At 40.7% G+C, this 15,995-nt stretch carries 19 protein-coding genes; 16 read left to right on the forward strand and 3 right to left on the reverse strand.

Annotation, left to right across the window (positions count from 1 at the left end):
• Positions 1 to 202 (reverse strand): tyrosine-type recombinase/integrase (locus P9Q65_RS13485; RefSeq protein WP_304509631.1); only part of this gene is annotated, 202 nt, incomplete at its 3' end.
• A 193-nt stretch (positions 203 to 395) separates the two neighbouring features.
• On the opposite strand from P9Q65_RS13485, the gene P9Q65_RS11740 reads away from it, so the two are divergent.
• Together P9Q65_RS11740 and P9Q65_RS11745 are read left to right on the forward strand one after the other, a co-directional pair.
• On the forward strand, positions 396 to 863 hold the full coding sequence (locus P9Q65_RS11740) for a stalk domain-containing protein (protein ID WP_304509613.1): 468 nt from the start codon (positions 396 to 398) through the stop codon (positions 861 to 863).
• A gap of 539 nt (positions 864 to 1,402) precedes the next feature.
• On the forward strand, positions 1,403 to 2,044 hold the full coding sequence (locus tag P9Q65_RS11745; RefSeq protein ID WP_304509614.1) for a cyclase family protein: 642 nt from the start codon (positions 1,403 to 1,405) through the stop codon (positions 2,042 to 2,044).
• Between the two features lie 94 nt (positions 2,045 to 2,138).
• On the opposite strand, the gene P9Q65_RS11750 is transcribed toward P9Q65_RS11745, so the two are convergent.
• Positions 2,139 to 2,546, reverse strand: a complete 408-nt coding sequence (locus tag P9Q65_RS11750; protein WP_304509615.1) for a hypothetical protein — start codon at positions 2,544 to 2,546, stop codon at positions 2,139 to 2,141.
• Positions 2,547 to 2,752: 206 nt separating this feature from the next.
• On the opposite strand from P9Q65_RS11750, the gene megL reads away from it, so the two are divergent.
• Complete coding sequence (megL, locus tag P9Q65_RS11755) at positions 2,753 to 3,946, forward strand: methionine gamma-lyase (RefSeq protein WP_304509616.1); 1,194 nt, start codon at positions 2,753 to 2,755, stop codon at positions 3,944 to 3,946.
• A 179-nt stretch (positions 3,947 to 4,125) separates the two neighbouring features.
• Here the strand turns inward: megL and P9Q65_RS11760 are convergent, their stop codons facing one another.
• Positions 4,126 to 5,043 carry a LysR family transcriptional regulator gene (locus P9Q65_RS11760; RefSeq protein WP_304509617.1) on the reverse strand — a complete coding sequence of 306 codons (918 nt, stop codon included), beginning with the start codon at positions 5,041 to 5,043 and terminating at the stop codon, positions 4,126 to 4,128.
• A 162-nt stretch (positions 5,044 to 5,205) separates the two neighbouring features.
• On the opposite strand from P9Q65_RS11760, the gene P9Q65_RS11765 reads away from it, so the two are divergent.
• The 13 genes from P9Q65_RS11765 (at position 5,206) to accD (ending at position 15,956) form a co-directional block, all read left to right on the forward strand.
• Entirely contained in the window at positions 5,206 to 5,865 is a 660-nt protein-coding gene (locus tag P9Q65_RS11765; RefSeq protein WP_304509618.1) for a B3/B4 domain-containing protein, read from the forward strand.
• Between the two features lie 111 nt (positions 5,866 to 5,976).
• The gene (locus P9Q65_RS11770; RefSeq protein WP_304509619.1) at positions 5,977 to 6,483 is read left to right on the forward strand and encodes an RNA polymerase sigma factor; all 507 of its coding nucleotides are present in this window, start codon (positions 5,977 to 5,979) and stop codon (positions 6,481 to 6,483) included.
• Complete coding sequence (locus P9Q65_RS11775) at positions 6,467 to 6,775, forward strand: zf-HC2 domain-containing protein (protein WP_304509620.1); 309 nt, start codon at positions 6,467 to 6,469, stop codon at positions 6,773 to 6,775. Before P9Q65_RS11770 ends, P9Q65_RS11775 begins: the two co-directional genes overlap by 17 nt.
• Before the next feature lie 199 nt (positions 6,776 to 6,974).
• Positions 6,975 to 7,928, forward strand: coding sequence for a beta-ketoacyl-ACP synthase III (locus P9Q65_RS11780; RefSeq protein ID WP_304509621.1), 954 nt, complete (start codon positions 6,975 to 6,977; stop codon positions 7,926 to 7,928).
• Between the two features lie 85 nt (positions 7,929 to 8,013).
• Positions 8,014 to 8,214 (forward strand): acyl carrier protein, encoded by a 201-nt coding sequence (locus P9Q65_RS11785; protein WP_304509622.1) that lies wholly within the window; start codon positions 8,014 to 8,016, stop codon positions 8,212 to 8,214.
• Between the two features lie 17 nt (positions 8,215 to 8,231).
• The gene (locus P9Q65_RS11790; RefSeq protein WP_304509623.1) at positions 8,232 to 9,182 is read left to right on the forward strand and encodes a nitronate monooxygenase; all 951 of its coding nucleotides are present in this window, start codon (positions 8,232 to 8,234) and stop codon (positions 9,180 to 9,182) included.
• Entirely contained in the window at positions 9,170 to 10,099 is a 930-nt protein-coding gene (locus P9Q65_RS11795) for an ACP S-malonyltransferase (protein WP_304509624.1), read from the forward strand. The genes P9Q65_RS11790 and P9Q65_RS11795 overlap by 13 nt, the downstream gene beginning before the upstream one ends.
• On the forward strand, positions 10,081 to 10,815 hold the full coding sequence (fabG, locus tag P9Q65_RS11800) for a 3-oxoacyl-[acyl-carrier-protein] reductase (protein WP_304509625.1): 735 nt from the start codon (positions 10,081 to 10,083) through the stop codon (positions 10,813 to 10,815). Before P9Q65_RS11795 ends, fabG begins: the two co-directional genes overlap by 19 nt.
• 9 nt (positions 10,816 to 10,824) lie before the next feature.
• Complete coding sequence (fabF, locus tag P9Q65_RS11805; protein ID WP_304509626.1) at positions 10,825 to 12,057, forward strand: beta-ketoacyl-ACP synthase II; 1,233 nt, start codon at positions 10,825 to 10,827, stop codon at positions 12,055 to 12,057.
• A gap of 5 nt (positions 12,058 to 12,062) precedes the next feature.
• Positions 12,063 to 12,509 carry an acetyl-CoA carboxylase biotin carboxyl carrier protein gene (gene accB, locus P9Q65_RS11810; protein WP_304509627.1) on the forward strand — a complete coding sequence of 149 codons (447 nt, stop codon included), beginning with the start codon at positions 12,063 to 12,065 and terminating at the stop codon, positions 12,507 to 12,509.
• 1 nt (position 12,510) lies between these two features.
• Positions 12,511 to 12,927, forward strand: a complete 417-nt coding sequence (gene fabZ, locus P9Q65_RS11815; RefSeq protein ID WP_304509628.1) for a 3-hydroxyacyl-ACP dehydratase FabZ — start codon at positions 12,511 to 12,513, stop codon at positions 12,925 to 12,927.
• Between the two features lie 4 nt (positions 12,928 to 12,931).
• Positions 12,932 to 14,266 carry an acetyl-CoA carboxylase biotin carboxylase subunit gene (locus P9Q65_RS11820; RefSeq protein WP_304509629.1) on the forward strand — a complete coding sequence of 445 codons (1,335 nt, stop codon included), beginning with the start codon at positions 12,932 to 12,934 and terminating at the stop codon, positions 14,264 to 14,266.
• A complete protein-coding gene (gene accD, locus P9Q65_RS11825; RefSeq protein ID WP_304509630.1) occupies positions 14,250 to 15,956 on the forward strand; it encodes an acetyl-CoA carboxylase, carboxyltransferase subunit beta in 1,707 nt (568 codons plus the stop codon). The genes P9Q65_RS11820 and accD overlap by 17 nt, the downstream gene beginning before the upstream one ends.
• The last annotated feature ends 39 nt before the right edge of the window (positions 15,957 to 15,995 follow it).

The following is a 15,995-nucleotide window of genomic DNA, read 5'->3' on the forward strand; positions in this document are numbered from 1 at the left end:
AATTCGTGTCACCCACAATATAAATATTTAATTTATCCATGGATTTTCTTTTATGCTTGCCATCTAAATGCGTGAAGATGTTTAAAGTTGTTTGTACGTCTGAATGACCTAATTGCTCTTTGGAAGTCAGAACATCAACTCTCGCAAGATAAAGCATGGTAGCATATGTATGTCTTAACCAAGGAGCAGTGAACCGGGGAATGACGAACGGAACGCCTTGGGGCTGAAATGTGCTTTTTGGCTTGCCGGTAAGTTGATTACTGAAATCGCCGTATTTTAGGTTTAAGTCCGTTAGGTAAGGGTGGTGTAAAAGACATTCTCTTTTTTATTGCAAAGAATTACAATTTATGGTATTTTATAATAGTGTTTATTTATTATATTAAGGAGGAATAAGAATGAAAATGCAAAGAGGAAAAGATGTAGTGTTGGGCGCAGTGGTTGGTGCGTTGTTAATTGGTGCAGCTCCTATGGCGTTTGCTAAAGTTGCAGATGCTATGATTCCCGTAAACTATAACGATATTAAGGTTACAGTTGATGGAGAAGAATTAAAGACCGATAAAGAGCCTTTTATTTACGAAGGGACAACCTATTTACCTGTTAGGGCGGTAGCAGAAGCTGTTGACAAAGAAGTAGGTTGGGATAGTGCAACTAAAACTGTGACGTTAACGAGTAAAGAAGCAACAAAAGCAGCAACAGATGATGCAAAAGCAGCAACAGATGATACAAAAGCAGCAACAGATGATACAAAAGCAGCAACAGATGATACAAAAGCAGCAACAGATGATACAAAAGCAGCAACGGATGATACAAAAGCAGCGACAGATGATACAAAAGCAGCAACGGATGAAGCAACGAATAAATAATAAAGTATGCCCTTCCACCAGAGGGGATTTTTGTTGTGCAATTATCAGATAAGAAATGAGAAAGCCCCCTGAATGTGAAGGGGGCTATTTTGTTTGCTGTCAAAAAGAATATAATAAGAACTACTCATGCCAGTTGCAAATAACACCCATATGACACAAATGCGTTAAAAATGCTTCAAAAGTTATTTTCTATTTATACATCAAAATAAGGGATGTAGCGCAGCTGTTGGGGTTGAAGGTTGGTAGCAAGGGTAAGGCACCGGTGATTAATTTGAAATGAGTCTGGAGTGCGTAAAAGATATTTTTATTATAAATAATTACTAATTATGATATATTTTTCTAACGATAATAAAAAGAGGGGAATAAAAATGAAAACGCAAAGAGCAAAAGATGTAGTGTTAGGCGCAGTGGTTGCTATGCTGTTAATTGGTACAGCTCCTATTAACAATGGTTTTGAGACGTACTATAAATGAATAAATTTGATGCTGATGGGTTAAAGCTCTTTTATAGCTAGACAATAAATCGGGAGGATTGATAATATGAAAATCATTGATTTGACACATACAATTTCAAATATATGCCCTGTTTATCCGGGAACGGAAGCACCAAGCTTATCTGTTGCCAGTACATATGAAGGTAGCGGGTTTAAAGAAACTCTTTTGCATTTTTATTCTCATACAGGGACGCATATGGATGCACCAAATCACATCTATTCCAATGGAATTTCCTTGGATAAAAAAGAAGTGTCGGGATTTGTAGGGAAGGCTTGTATCATTGATGTAAGAGATGTTCCCCCAGGTGGATTGATTGATATTTCCTATATTGAGAAAAACAAAGAGCGTGTAGAGCGGGCTGAATTTATTATATTTCGAACAGGTTGGGAAAGGTATTGGGGGCAGGATGCATATTTTGGAGAATATCCGGTGATTTCTAAAGAAGTTGCCGTATATCTTGTGGGAAACAATAAAAAAGGTATGGGATTGGACAATATTGGGTTGGATCCAATTTCGGATTCTGAGCTTACATTACACCATCTCCTGTTGAAAAACGAAAACATGGTGATTATAGAAAATCTTTGTAATCTTGAGTTCATTGGAGAAAGGGATTTTTTGTTTGTTGCCCTTCCTTTGAAATTTGAAGATTCAGATGGTGCACCTGTGAGGGCCATTGCAATATTGTAAATTTTGGTACAACTGGTTATGAAATATAAAACAGAATAAAACACCTCTTTGTTACAGGGAAATACTGTAAAACAAAGAGGTGTTTTTGTCTATTTTATTCTTCTTCAACCATAGCATAAATTTCTGCCGCCATTTTTTGATAATAGCCTGTTTTATCATCAGTGACTACTTGGGCAGTATGGGATTCATAGTACATAGTACAAGCTTCAATGGCGTCTAAATGATGTTTTTGAGCAAGCATGTCCACAACATGAGAAACTAAGATAATCCGTTCTTTATAGTGGGCGTAATCATTCTCCTCAGCATCACTTTCCATAGCGATGATTCCATCAATCATACCGGCATAAAATTCTAAATCCATTTCGGGAAAGTTACGATTACTCTCCAAAATCATGGTTAGAATGGATGTCTGTCGGAATGAGAGAAACACCTTATCCGCGGGAATATTTTTTAAATAACTATAATATTCAACGCAAGATACAATCAATGTTTTTTGCTCCATATTACTTCTCTCCTTTACTTTTCATCACAAATTATGATACCTTTTTTCCTACGGAATTTCAAGTGGATTAAATGATAAGGGGTAGTTATCATTTTTTCTGATAACCGAATATAAAAAAGCGTTAATAACGGAGGTGTTTTTTTCTGTGGTATAATAATTACAATAAATAAAAGGTACGTTATCTTTAAGAAAAAGGAGTGTTTTACATGTCATTTGCAAACGGCGGTTTTGGTACAAAGGCAATTCATGCAGGAAATATTCGAGATAAGCAATATGGTGCACTAACAATGCCAATCTATCAAACATCCACATTCTTTTTTGAGAATTGCGAACAGGGAGGACATCGCTTTGCGGGGGAAGAGGAAGGATACATTTATACTCGTTTAGGTAACCCTACTACATCAGTTTTAGAAACTAAAGTAGCAGCTTTGGAAAATGGCGAGGCATGTGTTGCCACATCCAGTGGCATAGGCGCAATCTCTTCTTGTTTATGGAGTATTGCAGCGGCAGGAAAACACATCTTGGCCGATGAAACATTATATGGATGTACCTTTGCATTATTGCAGCATGGAATGACACGTTACGGCGTTGAAGTTACTTTTATTGACACATCCGATTTGGAAGCAGTGAAAAAGAATTTAAAAGAGAACACCGTTTGTGTTTATTTAGAAACACCTGCCAATCCAAACTTAAAGATTTCTGATATTACTGAAATTTCAAAGATTGTACATAGCTATAATTCGGGGATTAAAGTTGTTTGTGATAATACTTTTGCTTCTCCATACCTTCAAAGACCATTGGAACTGGGGGCTGATGTAGTTGTTCATTCTGCAACAAAATATCTGAATGGTCATGGCGATGTAATTGCTGGGTTCGTGGTAGGCAAAGCCGATTTTATGCAGGAAGTAAGAATGTTTGGGCTTAAAGATATGACTGGTGCAGTTCTTGGACCTTTTGAGTCCTTCTTGATTCTGCGTGGTTTAAAAACGTTGGAAATTCGTATGCAAAGACATTGTCAAAATGCCAAAGCTGTTGTAAAATTCTTGGCAGGACATGAAAAAGTGGAGAAGGTTTATTATCCTGGTTTAGAAAGCCATCCGGGACATGAAATTGCGAAAAAACAAATGCATGATTTTGGCGCTATGATTTCATTCGAGGTTAAGGGTGGTAAAGAAGCAGGTATGAAACTTGTGAATAGCTTGTCTTTGGCAACCATTGCTGTTTCTTTGGGCGATGCCGAAACGCTCATTGAGCATCCCGCTTCTATGACACACTCCACTTATGGTGAGGAAGATTTGAAAGCGGCAGGTATTTCAGCAGGTTTAATTCGTATGTCAATTGGCTTGGAAAATGTGGAAGATATTATTGATGATTTAAAGATGGGACTAGAGAAAATATAATTACAAACCTTGGGGGCTGCCGAAGCCCCTTTTTTTGTAAAAAGCAAAATAAAAAACTTTATGAAACCCCGCATGGAATACGAGGTTTCATGGAAAAGGTGTCTACTTTGCGGACAACCTTTAGGTCGCCATTTTACGGCGGCCTTCTTTATTTATAATCAAATTGGACTAGCGTTTGTTCAGTATTTTTTGATTTGTTCCTCTAAAATCTCTACAAACTCAAGGGCTTTTAGGGAGAGGTTTTCTTCTTTTTTTGAAATCCAGCCGATACACATATCACAGACGGGGGCGGCAATGGGTATGGCGGAAATGCGGGGGTCGTAATAACCATCAGGTAAAACGCCACTACCGGTGGAAATCGCCGAGGTGTGTGCCATAATGTTATAGGCGGTTGCCCTATCGTTTACATAAATGATTTGATTATAATCAATGCCATGATTTAATACTGCTTCCTCGGAAAAATTCAAAGAATTTTCCTCTTTTTTAGAAAAAATGACAAAGGGATATATTTTTAAATCTTCTACCGGAATTTCTTTTTTTTGGGCTAAAGGATGATTTTTGTTCATAAAGACATGGGGTCGTAATCGTTTCATTTCGTGAAAGCTGAGGTTTTTTGATTGAAATAATTTACTTAAAAACACCTCTGTTATATCTGAGAGAAAGATAATTCCTAAGTCACTTTTTCCTGTATGCACTTCTTCAATGACTTTTCCCATCGGGCATTCTTTAAACCCGTAGCGAAAGACGGGATCATTTTGTTTTTTCAGAAATTCGACGAATGCTTTGGCGCAAAAAGGATAGCGTTGTGTGGAAATATATAGACGGGAATTATCGTTGCTGTTTTTACCGGAATAAAACAGTTCCACGTCTTTGGCTTGTTGTAATAAAGGATGGATTTTCGAGATGAATTCTTGCCCTTCTTCAGTTAAGGAAATTCCACGATTACTGCGAATAAATATGGTAATACCTAAGTCTTCTTCCAGTTCTTTTATGGCTGTGGAAATGGCAGATTGGGAAACAAACAAATTTTGAGCCGCTTTATTCATAGAACCGCAATGATAAATTTCCATGATATATTCCAACTGCATCAGGGTCATAAGAAAGACCACTCCTTTTTCTTTTTATCATAGCATAATTTTAGGTGAAAAGAAAATGGACGAAAACACAAATTTACAGAAAACATGGGGTTTTTCCCTTGACAAGATGTTTTTTTGTCGTAAGCTGATAGTAGAAGAGAATTTCGAAAGGAGAATCCTGGGATGATAAAAATTACAATAGACTCCAGTATAAAAGAGTGTTGTTCTGAGGCGACGCTGGGCGTACTTCGGTGTAACGTTGTTGTAAAAGAGGACGAGACTGCTTTTTTGGAACTGTTAAATGCAAAAATAGGAGAGCTGGCTGAGGTTGAGCTTTCCCAAGCAAATAAGCGGGAAAAAATTCAATCCACAAGAAAGGCTTATAAGGCCTTAGGGAAGGATGCCAATCGCTATCGTTGTTCGGCAGAGGCAATGTGCAGAAGAATTTCCAAAGAACGAGGTTTGTACTATATTAATAACGTAGTGGATATTAATAATTATCTTTCTATAAAAACGGGGTATTCCATGGGCGCCTATGATTTGGAACAAGTGCAAGGGGATATTTTATGGGCTCGCGCTCCTGAAGGCACTGCATATCAGGGCATTGGAAAGGCTGTTTTAAATATTGAGTTTTTGCCAGCCTTGTTTGATGAATTAGGGCCTTTCGGCAACCCCACCAGCGATAATACTAGAGCAATGATTACGGAAAATACCAAGGAAATTATTATGGTTTTCTATGCTTTTGATGGAGGGAAAGAGCTTAGGGAGTATTTGAAGGAAGCTGAGAACCTGCTGAAAGAGTTTGCGGATGGAGAGAATTTTCAAGTAAGTATTGTGGAATAAACTTGTTCCCTTGGGAAAGGGCATTCATTATTTGTTGTATCATAAAGTATGGATTTTTTATAAGTGCTGTGTTATTATGGCACTATGATTCAATTGAAAGAAGGTGATGGATTGAAATCCTTCGAAGCCCTATATGCAGAATATTATGACAAGGTATATTATTTTTTATATCGGCTTTGTGGCAATGGGGACTTGGCTGAGGATCTGACACAGGAAACCTTTTTGCAGGCCTATACAGCTTTTCACAGATTCCGAGGGGAGTGTGAGATGTTTACTTGGCTTGCTTCCATCGGAAAGCATGTGTATTTTAGATATTTAAAGAAAAATAAATTAGATTTGGATTCGGCCAATCTGGAATTGGTTGTTAATACATACTGCGAGGGATGCGTTGATCCGGAAGAGCATATGAGGAGAAAAGATATTGAAAAAGCGGTGAGAACTATCATTGAGGGGATTCCCAAAAAATATCGTGATGTGGTGATGTTGCGAATCTATGCGGAGTTGCCTTTTTCCCAAATTGCCTTGGTTTTAAAAATCAGCGAAAATTCTGCGAAGGTTATTTATTTTAGGGCAAAAAAAATGCTGATGGAGGTGTTAAAGTTTGAATTTGAATTGTGATATTGTAAGGGATCTTGTGTCGCTGTATCATGATGGTTTGGCCAGCGAGTCCAGTGAAGCGGCAGTAAAAGCCCATTTAAAAGAATGCGAAAGATGTCGTGGTTATTATAAACAGTATAGACTTACCAAACCGGTACCGGTAAATTTCAATTTATATTCTTCCGGAAACTATGGGGAACTGGCGAAACATATGAGAGTTCGACGTGTATGGATGTTGGTTGCGGCGCTGGCATATGTAAGCGCATCTTTATGCGCATTCGTTATGCTTCTTATGCGAATAAGACGAAAATAGAGGTTTATTTCAGTAATAAATTACAAAATTAGAAAATTTTAATAAAAAGAAAAAAACTTGGAAAGATAGGCTTTAGAGCTTATCTTTTCTTATTTTGGAAAAAAAGAAAGAAAAAAATTCATTTTTTTTTGTAACCTTTTTCAATTTTTTTTACACTAAGTTTGCATAACACAAAAGAATGCAGTTCGGAGGATTAAATATGAATTTTCATGTGCTTGGAACGGGGATGTATGTACCCCCGAAAATTGTGACGAATGAAGATATTTCAAAATTAGTCGAAACCAATGATGAGTGGGTCATGCAGAGAGTCGGAGTAAAGCAAAGACATATCAGCACAAACGAAACAGCGGCCGATATGGGGTGTAAGGCTGCTTTGGCTGCTTTGGAAAATAGCGGCGTAAAGAAAGAAGAGATAGATTTGATTTTGGCTGCCAGTGTAAGTGGCGAGTCTATTTCCCCTTCTGTTTCCTGTATGATTCAGAACCTTTTAGGTGTTACATGTATGACGATGGACATTAATGCGGCTTGCTCAGCGTTTGTTTTTATGTTGGAGACTGCCGCAGGCTTTTTTGCAAGAGGAAGGGCTAAAAAAGTTTTGGTTATCGGTACAGAGCGTTTAAGTCGTATTGTTGATTGGGAGGACAGAGGAACTTGTGTCATTTTTGGTGATGGTGCGGGAGCCTTGGTTTTGGAAGAAGGCAATTCCTATATTGATTCTATTTTTGATGTAAAAGGCGGTTCTGATGTAATCGATATTCCTCAGCCCATGGGGAAATCACCTTTTTATGAAGGCACACAGAAAAAGCCTTATATCCATATGGCAGGGCAGGAAACTTTCAAGTTTGCGGTGAATGCGATTTGTAACGATTCTACCACCCTTTTGGAAAGACAGGGACTAACTTGGGATGACATTAAATATATTGTACCTCATCAGGCGAATAAGCGAATTATTGATTTTGCCAGTGTGAAGCTGAAAGTGCCAAAAGAAAAGTTCTATGTAAATATTGATCGTTTTGGCAATACTTCCTCTGCAAGCATTCCCATTGCTTTGGATGAAATGAACCGAAAAGGGATGTTAAATAAAGGGGACTTGCTTTTACTGCCTGCCTTTGGCGGCGGATTGGCAAGTGCATCTTGTATTTTAAGATGGTAATGAATGCCAAAGGGCTTCATATATAAAATAATATTATTACGAATAAAAAGGAGACAAAGATTATGGTATTTGAAAAGTTGCAGCTATGTTAGCAGAAAAATTGGAATGTGAAGCAAGCGAAATTAAAATGGACACAAAATTTGAAACTTTAGGCATTGACTCTTTGGATGTAATGGAATTGCTTATGAACGTGGAAGAAGAATTTGGTACAGAAATCGAATTGGGCGATAACAAGGTAAATGCAGTAGGCGACTTGGTTCAATTGATCGAAAGTAAATTGCAGTAAGAGAGGAGGAGGACAGAATGATCCTTTCACCTATCTGTTCTATGTTAGGAATTGAATATCCCATTTTTCAGGGTGGTATGGCTTGGATTGCCGACGGTAAACTGGCGGCAGCGGTTTCCAACGGCGGTGGTTTAGGCATTATTTCTGCCATGAATGCCGGAGGTGACTATCTTCGTGATCAGATTAAAATTGCACGAAGTTTGACAGATAAGCCCTTTGGCGTAAATATTATGCTGATGAGCCCCCATGTGGAGGAGGTCGCAAAGATCGTAGTGGAGGAAAAAGTACCTGTGGTAACAACAGGAGCCGGTATCCCCACAAAGTTTATGCCCATGTGGAATGAAGCGGGAATTAAAGTGATCCCTGTTGCGGCATCTGTAGCAGCGGCAAAAATGATGGAAAAAGCAGGGGCAGCTGCAGTGGTTGCTGAAGGCGGTGAATCCGGCGGTCATATCGGTGATATGAGTACCATGCCTTTAGTCCCTCAGGTTTGCGACGCAGTGAAAATTCCTGTATTGGCGGCAGGTGGTATTGGTGATGGCAGAGGAATTGCAGCGGCATTTATGTTGGGTGCCGTTGGGGTGCAAATGGGTACCAGGTTTCTTTTGGCTAAGGAGTGTTCCGTTCATTCCAATTATAAAGAAATGGTTTTAAAGGCAAGTGATATTTCTACCACAACTACAGGTAGAAGATTTGGCGGTAATACCTGCCGCAGTTTGAAAAATAATTTCACCCGTGAATTTTTGAAAAAAGAATATGCACCTGAAACCACCGCAGAAATGGTTGCGGAATTAGGTGTGGGTGCTTTAAGAAAGGCGGCTGTGGAAGGCGATACCAAACAGGGTTGCTTCTTAGCGGGGCAGGTTTCCGGTATGGTGAAAAAAGAACAGTCTGCAGCTGAAATTTTAAAAGAAATCGCAGCAGAGGCAGAGCTTTTGTTAAAAGGAGGGGCAAAATGGGTAAAATAGCATTTGTTTTCTCTGGTCAGGGTGCGCAAAAAGCGGGCATGGGCAAAAGTTTTTATGAAGCAAAAGAAAGTATTCAAGAATTATTCAATGGGGCGGAAGAAATTCGCCCCAACACTTTAAACCAGTGTTTTTTCGGTACAGATGAAGAATTAAAAAATACAGAAAATACGCAGCCTTGTTTGTATTTGACGGATCTGGCTGCGGCGCTGGCATTAAAAGAAGAAGGTATTATCCCCCAAGGTGTGGCAGGTTTTTCTTTGGGTGAGATTCCGGCTCTTGCCTTTGCAGGAGCATATGATATTTTAGATGGTTTTCGCTTGGCTTGCTTTAGAGGCCGGGTTATGGCAAGGGAAGCCGAGAAAAACCCAGGCTCTATGCTTGCGGTAATGAAGCTGGAAAACAGTAAAGTTGAAGAGATTTGTAAAAATTTTGAACATGTGTATCCTGTAAACTACAATGGCCCCGGGCAGTTGGTGGTTGCAGGGAAAAAGGAAGAAATGGAGGCCTTTTCCAAAGCAGTAAGAGAGGCCGGCGGCAGAGGTCTGCCCATCAAAGTAGGCGGCGGTTTTCACTCTCCGTTTATGAAAGAAGCGGCAAAGGACTTTGCCGAAGCTTTGAAAGAATATCAGATTCAAAAGCCGGAAATTCCCGTATATTCCAATTATATGGCGAAACCCTACGGGAGTGATGTGCCCGCTTGGATGGCACCTCAGATTGACCATGCTCTGCGTTGGCAGGAAAGTGTGGAGCAGATGGCGGCAGATGGTTTTGATACCTTTATTGAAGTTGGAGTGGGTGATACATTAAAAAAATTAATTTCTCGTATCTTACCTGAAAGTAGAGTTTATTCCGTTTCTTCAATGGAGGAGGTACAAAAGCTCAAAGAGGAGGATTTTATATGCTCAAAGGAAAGGTAGCAGTAGTGACCGGCGGTTCCAGAGGGATTGGCGCAGCTATCTGTAAATTATTCGCGAAAAATGGAGCAGATATTGCTTTTTTATATGCAGGAAACACGCAAAAGGCAGAAGAAACCCAAAAGGAATTGGAAGCGTTGGGTGTAAAAGCCAAAGGTTATCAGTGTAATATCACTGATGCAACACAGGTTGTGGCAACAGTAAAAGAAATTGTGGCTGATTTTGGAGGAATCCAAATTTTAGTAAACAATGCAGGGATTACAAAAGACAATTTGATTCCCATGATGAAAGTGGCTGATTTTGACGGAGTGGTGGATACCAATTTAAAGGGTGCTTTTTATATGATTAAACAGGTATACCCTCTGTTCTTAAAGCAAAAAAGCGGAAAAATTATTAATATGAGTTCTGTTTCCGGTTTAATTGGCAATGCGGGGCAAGCAAATTATTCTGCTTCCAAAGCAGGCTTGGTTGGGTTGACCAAATCTGTGGCAAAGGAATTGGCCTCTCGTGGTGTTTGCTGTAATGCCATTGCACCTGGCTTTATTGCCACTGATATGACGGAAACTTTTACGGCAAATGATGAGATCAAAAACGCAATTCCTATGAAACGTTTCGGGCAGGCAGAGGATGTAGCAAAATTGGCGTTGTTCCTTGCATCGGATGCATCAGATTATATTACCGGCGAAGTAATCCGCATAGATGGCGGTATGGCAATATAGGAGGTTTGTATGAGAAGAGTTGTTGTGACTGGTTTAGGGGCGGTTACCCCTATTGGAAATACAGTAGAAAGCTTTTGGAACGGATTAATCGAAGGGGAAAATGGTATTTCCCGTATTACTCGTTTTGATGTTTCTGACAGCAAATACAGCATGGCGGGAGAATTAAAAGATTTTGATCCAACCCTGTATATGGAAAAATTGACAGTGAAGAAATTAGACCGTTTTTGTGTTTATGCTCTGGCGGCAACTGCACAGGCCATGGAGGACAGTGGTTTGGAAGGTAAGGTAGATCAGGAAGAGCTTGCTGTATACTATGGTTCAGGGATTGGTGGCTTTGAAACCTTTTGTGAAAGTTCTACAACCTTGGCGGAAAAAGGACCAAGAAAGATTTCTCCTTTGTTTATTCCTAAAATGATTAGCAATATTGCCGCAGGAAATGTTGCCATTCGCTATGGTGCGGAGGGTGCTTGTGTTTCGGTTACCACTGCTTGTGCTACCGGTACGACGGCAATCGGGGAAGGGTATCGTGCCATTATGCATGGTTATGCAACAGCAGCAATTTGCGGTGGCGCTGAGGCGGCAATTGTGCCTTTAGCGGTTGCAGGTTTCGGCAGTTGCATGGCTTTAAGCCCATCCGACGATCCCAATGCTGCTTCATTGCCCTTTGATAGCAGAAGAGGCGGATTTGTTATGGGGGAGGGTGCAGGTACCTTAATTTTAGAAGAATATGAACATGCGAAAGCAAGAGGTGCAAAAATTTATGCTGAGGTGGTAGGCTATGGTTCTACTTGCGATGCACATCATGTAACAGCACCTTCTCCCGAAGCCAAGGCAAGCGCAAAGGCAATTCGTGATGCGGCTAAGGGCTTGGAGGGCATTGTGCCAGAACAGATTTATTATAATGCCCATGGCACAGGAACGCCCATGAACGATACCGTAGAAACCCTTGCAATTCATAACGCTTTAGGCGAGGATGCAGAAAAAATTCATATCAGCTCTACAAAGTCTATGACAGGTCATATGTTAGGTGCAGCAGGTGCGGTGGAAGCGATTGCTTCTATTTTGACAATGAAAAACGGTATTGTTCCACCTACCATTAACTTAAAAGAGCAAGACCCTAAGTGTGATTTAAACTATACACCAAATGTAGCCTTGAAAACACCTATAGAAGGTGCTCTTTCTACTTCTTTGGGTTTTGGTGGGCATAACGCCTGTGTGGCATTTAGAAAAATAAAGGATTGATGGATATGGAAATCAAAAAAATTGCAGATCTAGCTAAAATATTGAAACAAAATCAGCTGACAAAGCTGGATTTAACAGAAGGTGATGTTCGCCTGGTGTTAGAGGCTGGCGGTGGTAAGGTTGTTTTACAGGAAACACCGAAAGAAACCGAGGTTTTTTTGAAAGAAACCACAATTACTATGGAGGAAAAGCAAACAGTCAAAGAAGGGGCTTTTGAGCAAAAGTCACCTTTGGTGGGTACGGTTTATTTGGCACCCCAAGCTGGGGCAGCGCCTTATGTTAAGGTGGGCGACACGGTGAAAAAGGGTGATCCTGTTTGTATCGTGGAGTCCATGAAGATGTTTAATACCATTGAGGCAGAGAAGAACGGCGAAATTATTGAAGTTCCTGTGGATAATGGTCAGATTGTAGAGTTTGGGCAGGTATTGGTTTGTATTCGTGAGGAGGCATGACATGAATCAGGAAGAAATCAAGAAGATTTTGCCCCATAGAGATGCCATGCTTTTGATTGACGAGGCAGAATTGAAAGATGGGGTTGCTTATGGTAAAAAAGCCATAACGGGCAGTGAATGGTTTTTGCAGGGTCATTTTCCGGATAATCCAGTGGTACCCGGTGTCATACTTTGTGAAATTCTAGGTCAATCTGCTTGTGTATTGCTTTCGGAGGAAAAGGCGGGAGTAACGCCATTTTTCACAGGGCTTGATAAGGTGCGCTTTAAAAACAGCGTACGCCCCGGTGATGTTTTGGAAACACAATGCAAGTTGATTAAAAATAAAGGTGTGTTTTACTGGGCCGAAGGTAAAGGCTTCGTAAACGGAAAGCTATGTGTGAGTGCAGAGTTTTCCTTTGCATTAATAAAGGAGACTTGAGGAAATGTTTACAAAAATTCTCGTAGCAAATCGTGGGGAAATTGCAGTACGGATTATTCGTGCTTGTAAAGAAATGGGAATTGAAACAGTAGCTGTTTATTCCGAAGCAGACCGTAATTCATTGCCTGTGGCTTTGGCGGATGAGAGAATTTGTATCGGTGGAAAAAGTGCGTCTGAAAGTTACTTAAACCAACGCAATATCATTAGTGCTGCCTTGGCCTGCAACGCCGGTGCTATTCATCCCGGGTATGGATTTCTTTCAGAAAACCCCGAGTTTGCGGCTCTTTGCGAAGAAAACGGCATTGTCTTTATCGGGCCGAAAAGCCAAGTAATGGAAAGCATGGGAGACAAAGACCATGCCCGTAGACTGATGAAGGAAATCGGTGTGCCTGTGGTTCCCGGAACGGAAATTTTAAAGGATGTGAAGGAAGCGAAAGCTTTGGCTGAGGAAATCGGGTTTCCTTTATTGGTAAAAGCCACAGCCGGTGGCGGCGGCAAGGGGATTAGAGTTGTAAATGCCAAGGAAGAACTGGAAAATGCATTTCTCACCGCATCTGCAGAGGCAAAAAGTGCCTTTGGCAACGGAGAAGTTTTTTTGGAAAAGTATTTGACCCATGTTCGCCATGTGGAAATGCAGATTTTGGCAGACCACTTTGGGAATATGGTGTGTTTGGGAGAGAGAGATTGCTCCTTACAGCTGAATAAGCAAAAAGTCTTGGAAGAAACACCTTGCCCTATAATGACAGCAGAAATTCGTGGAAAAATGATGGAGGCAGCAATCAAAGCTGCAAAGGCCGCAAATTACACCAATGCAGGGACGGTGGAATTTTTGTTGGCACCCAACGGGGCATTTTATTTTATTGAAATGAATACTCGTTTACAGGTGGAGCATCCTATTACTGAGGAAATCAGTGGGGTTGACATTGTAAAATGGCAAATTCGTATTGCTTGCCAAATCCCTCTTGACTTTAATCAGGAGGATATTCAATTGAAAGGGCATTCTATGGAATGCCGTATCAATGCAAGGTCTACAGGGAAAATTGATTTTCTTCATATTCCCGGTGGGGCTAGGGTTCATTTTGATACCGCATTGATTCAGGAATGCGAAATTGTACCTTTTTATGACTCTATGTTGGGAAAGCTCATCGTTTTTGCCAACACCAGGGAGGATGCCATCCGTAAAATGGAGGCGGCATTATGTGAAATGATAATTCAAGGCGTAGATACAAATATTGAAGATCAGTTGAGGCTGATTCGCAGCAAGAACTTTTGGCAAGGGGCGTATGATACGCTGATATTGCCGGGAATTTTAGCGGAGGGAAGTGATTCGCTTGCATAATATTGTGGGTTTATTCCGCAAATCGAAAAACGACTTGGAAGAAGGGGGCATTACCCCTATTGTTGATGAAAAAATGCGGTGTCCCGTTTGCAAGTCCTTTGAGACAAAACGGAATATTGCAAAAAATAAAATGGTTTGTCCTTCTTGTGGGCATCATTTTCGTATTGGCGCAAGAACCAGAGTGAAAGCCCTTTGCGATAAGGGAAGTTTTCAAGAGTTTTTGACAGAGCTTTCCACCAATGATCCTCTTGACTTTCCTGGGTATGATGTGAAGCTTGAAAGCGGAAAAATGGGCTCGGGAGAGGAAGAAGCGGTATTATGCGGCCGTGCATCCTTTAAAGGGCAGGAATGTGCAATATTTGTAATGGAGCCTCAGTTTATGATGGGTAGTATGGGTTCCGTTGTTGGTGAAAGACTAGCAAGGTTGTTCGAATATGCAGCAAAGGAAAAATTACCTGTTGTTGGTTTTACCTGCTCCGGAGGAGCAAGAATGCAGGAAGGGATACTTTCTTTGATGCAAATGGCAAAGGTGAGCGGTGCGGTGGATTACCACAGCAAGCGTGGCGGTTTATATATCACTGTTTTGACCGATCCTACCACGGGTGGCGTTTCAGCCAGCTTCGCCATGCTTGGCGATATTATCCTGTCGGAGCCCAATGCCACCATTGGTTTTGCGGGACGCAGAGTCATTGAGCAGACTACGAAGAAAAAACTGCCCGACGATTTTCAAAAGGCGGAATTTTTATTGGAGCATGGGTTTGTAGATGCAATTGTGCCTAGAACAGAACTTAGAAAAACCATTTCTAAACTTCTTCGTCAGCATAAAATGAAAGAGCATGGTATTGCATTGGAGGATGCTGTTTTTCGGCAAGAAGCAAAACAACTTAAAATCAATGAATTGTCTCCTTATGAAAGAGTTCTGACGGCTAGATCTCAGGAGCGTCCTACCGCAAGGGCATATATTGAAAATATGTTTACCGATCGAACAGAGTTTCATGGGGACAGAAAGTTTGCCGATGATCAGGCGGTTATCGGTGGCATGGGAATGCTTGGAGAAATGCCCGTTACCTTTATTGGAATTGAACGAGGCAGAAATCTTGAAGAACGGATTCAGTGCAATTTTGGTAGTCCTATGCCCGAAGGTTATCGTAAGGCATTACGCTTGATGAAGCAGGCGGAAAAGTTTCAAAGGCCCATTATTTGTTTGGTAGATACAGCGGGTGCTTTTTGTGGAGAAGAGGCCGAGGAGCGTGGACAAGGGCAGGCCATTGCCGATAATTTGATGAAAATGATGGCCATAACAACGCCTATTATTACCATTGTAATCGGCGAAGGGGGTAGCGGTGGTGCTTTAGGACTTTCCGTTGCTAACTGCGTATATATGCTGGAAAATTCTGTATTTTCCGTTATCTCTCCGGAAGGTTGTGCCAGTATTTTGTTGGGAGAATCATCCAAAGAGGCTGCAGCAGAGGCGGCAAAGTGCTTGTGTATTACCGCTGAGGATATGAAGCGCTTTGGCGTTGCAGAACGTATTATCCCGGAAGATTTTTGGTATTTTGAGGAAATGTGCAACCAGCTGAAAGAAACACTTAGAGGGGATTTTAAAGAAATTTATAAGGATGCCCCTAGAATTAGTGAAAAAAGATACGAAAGATTTCGTAGACTTGGTAGCTGGAACGAAAATAAATAAGGATAGTGCCGCTTTTCATCTTTTGAAAAGCGGTTTTTT

It is taken from the genome of Anaerotignum sp., assembly GCF_030625865.1.
In the GTDB taxonomy this organism is placed as follows: domain Bacteria; phylum Bacillota; class Clostridia; order Lachnospirales; family Anaerotignaceae; genus Chakrabartyella.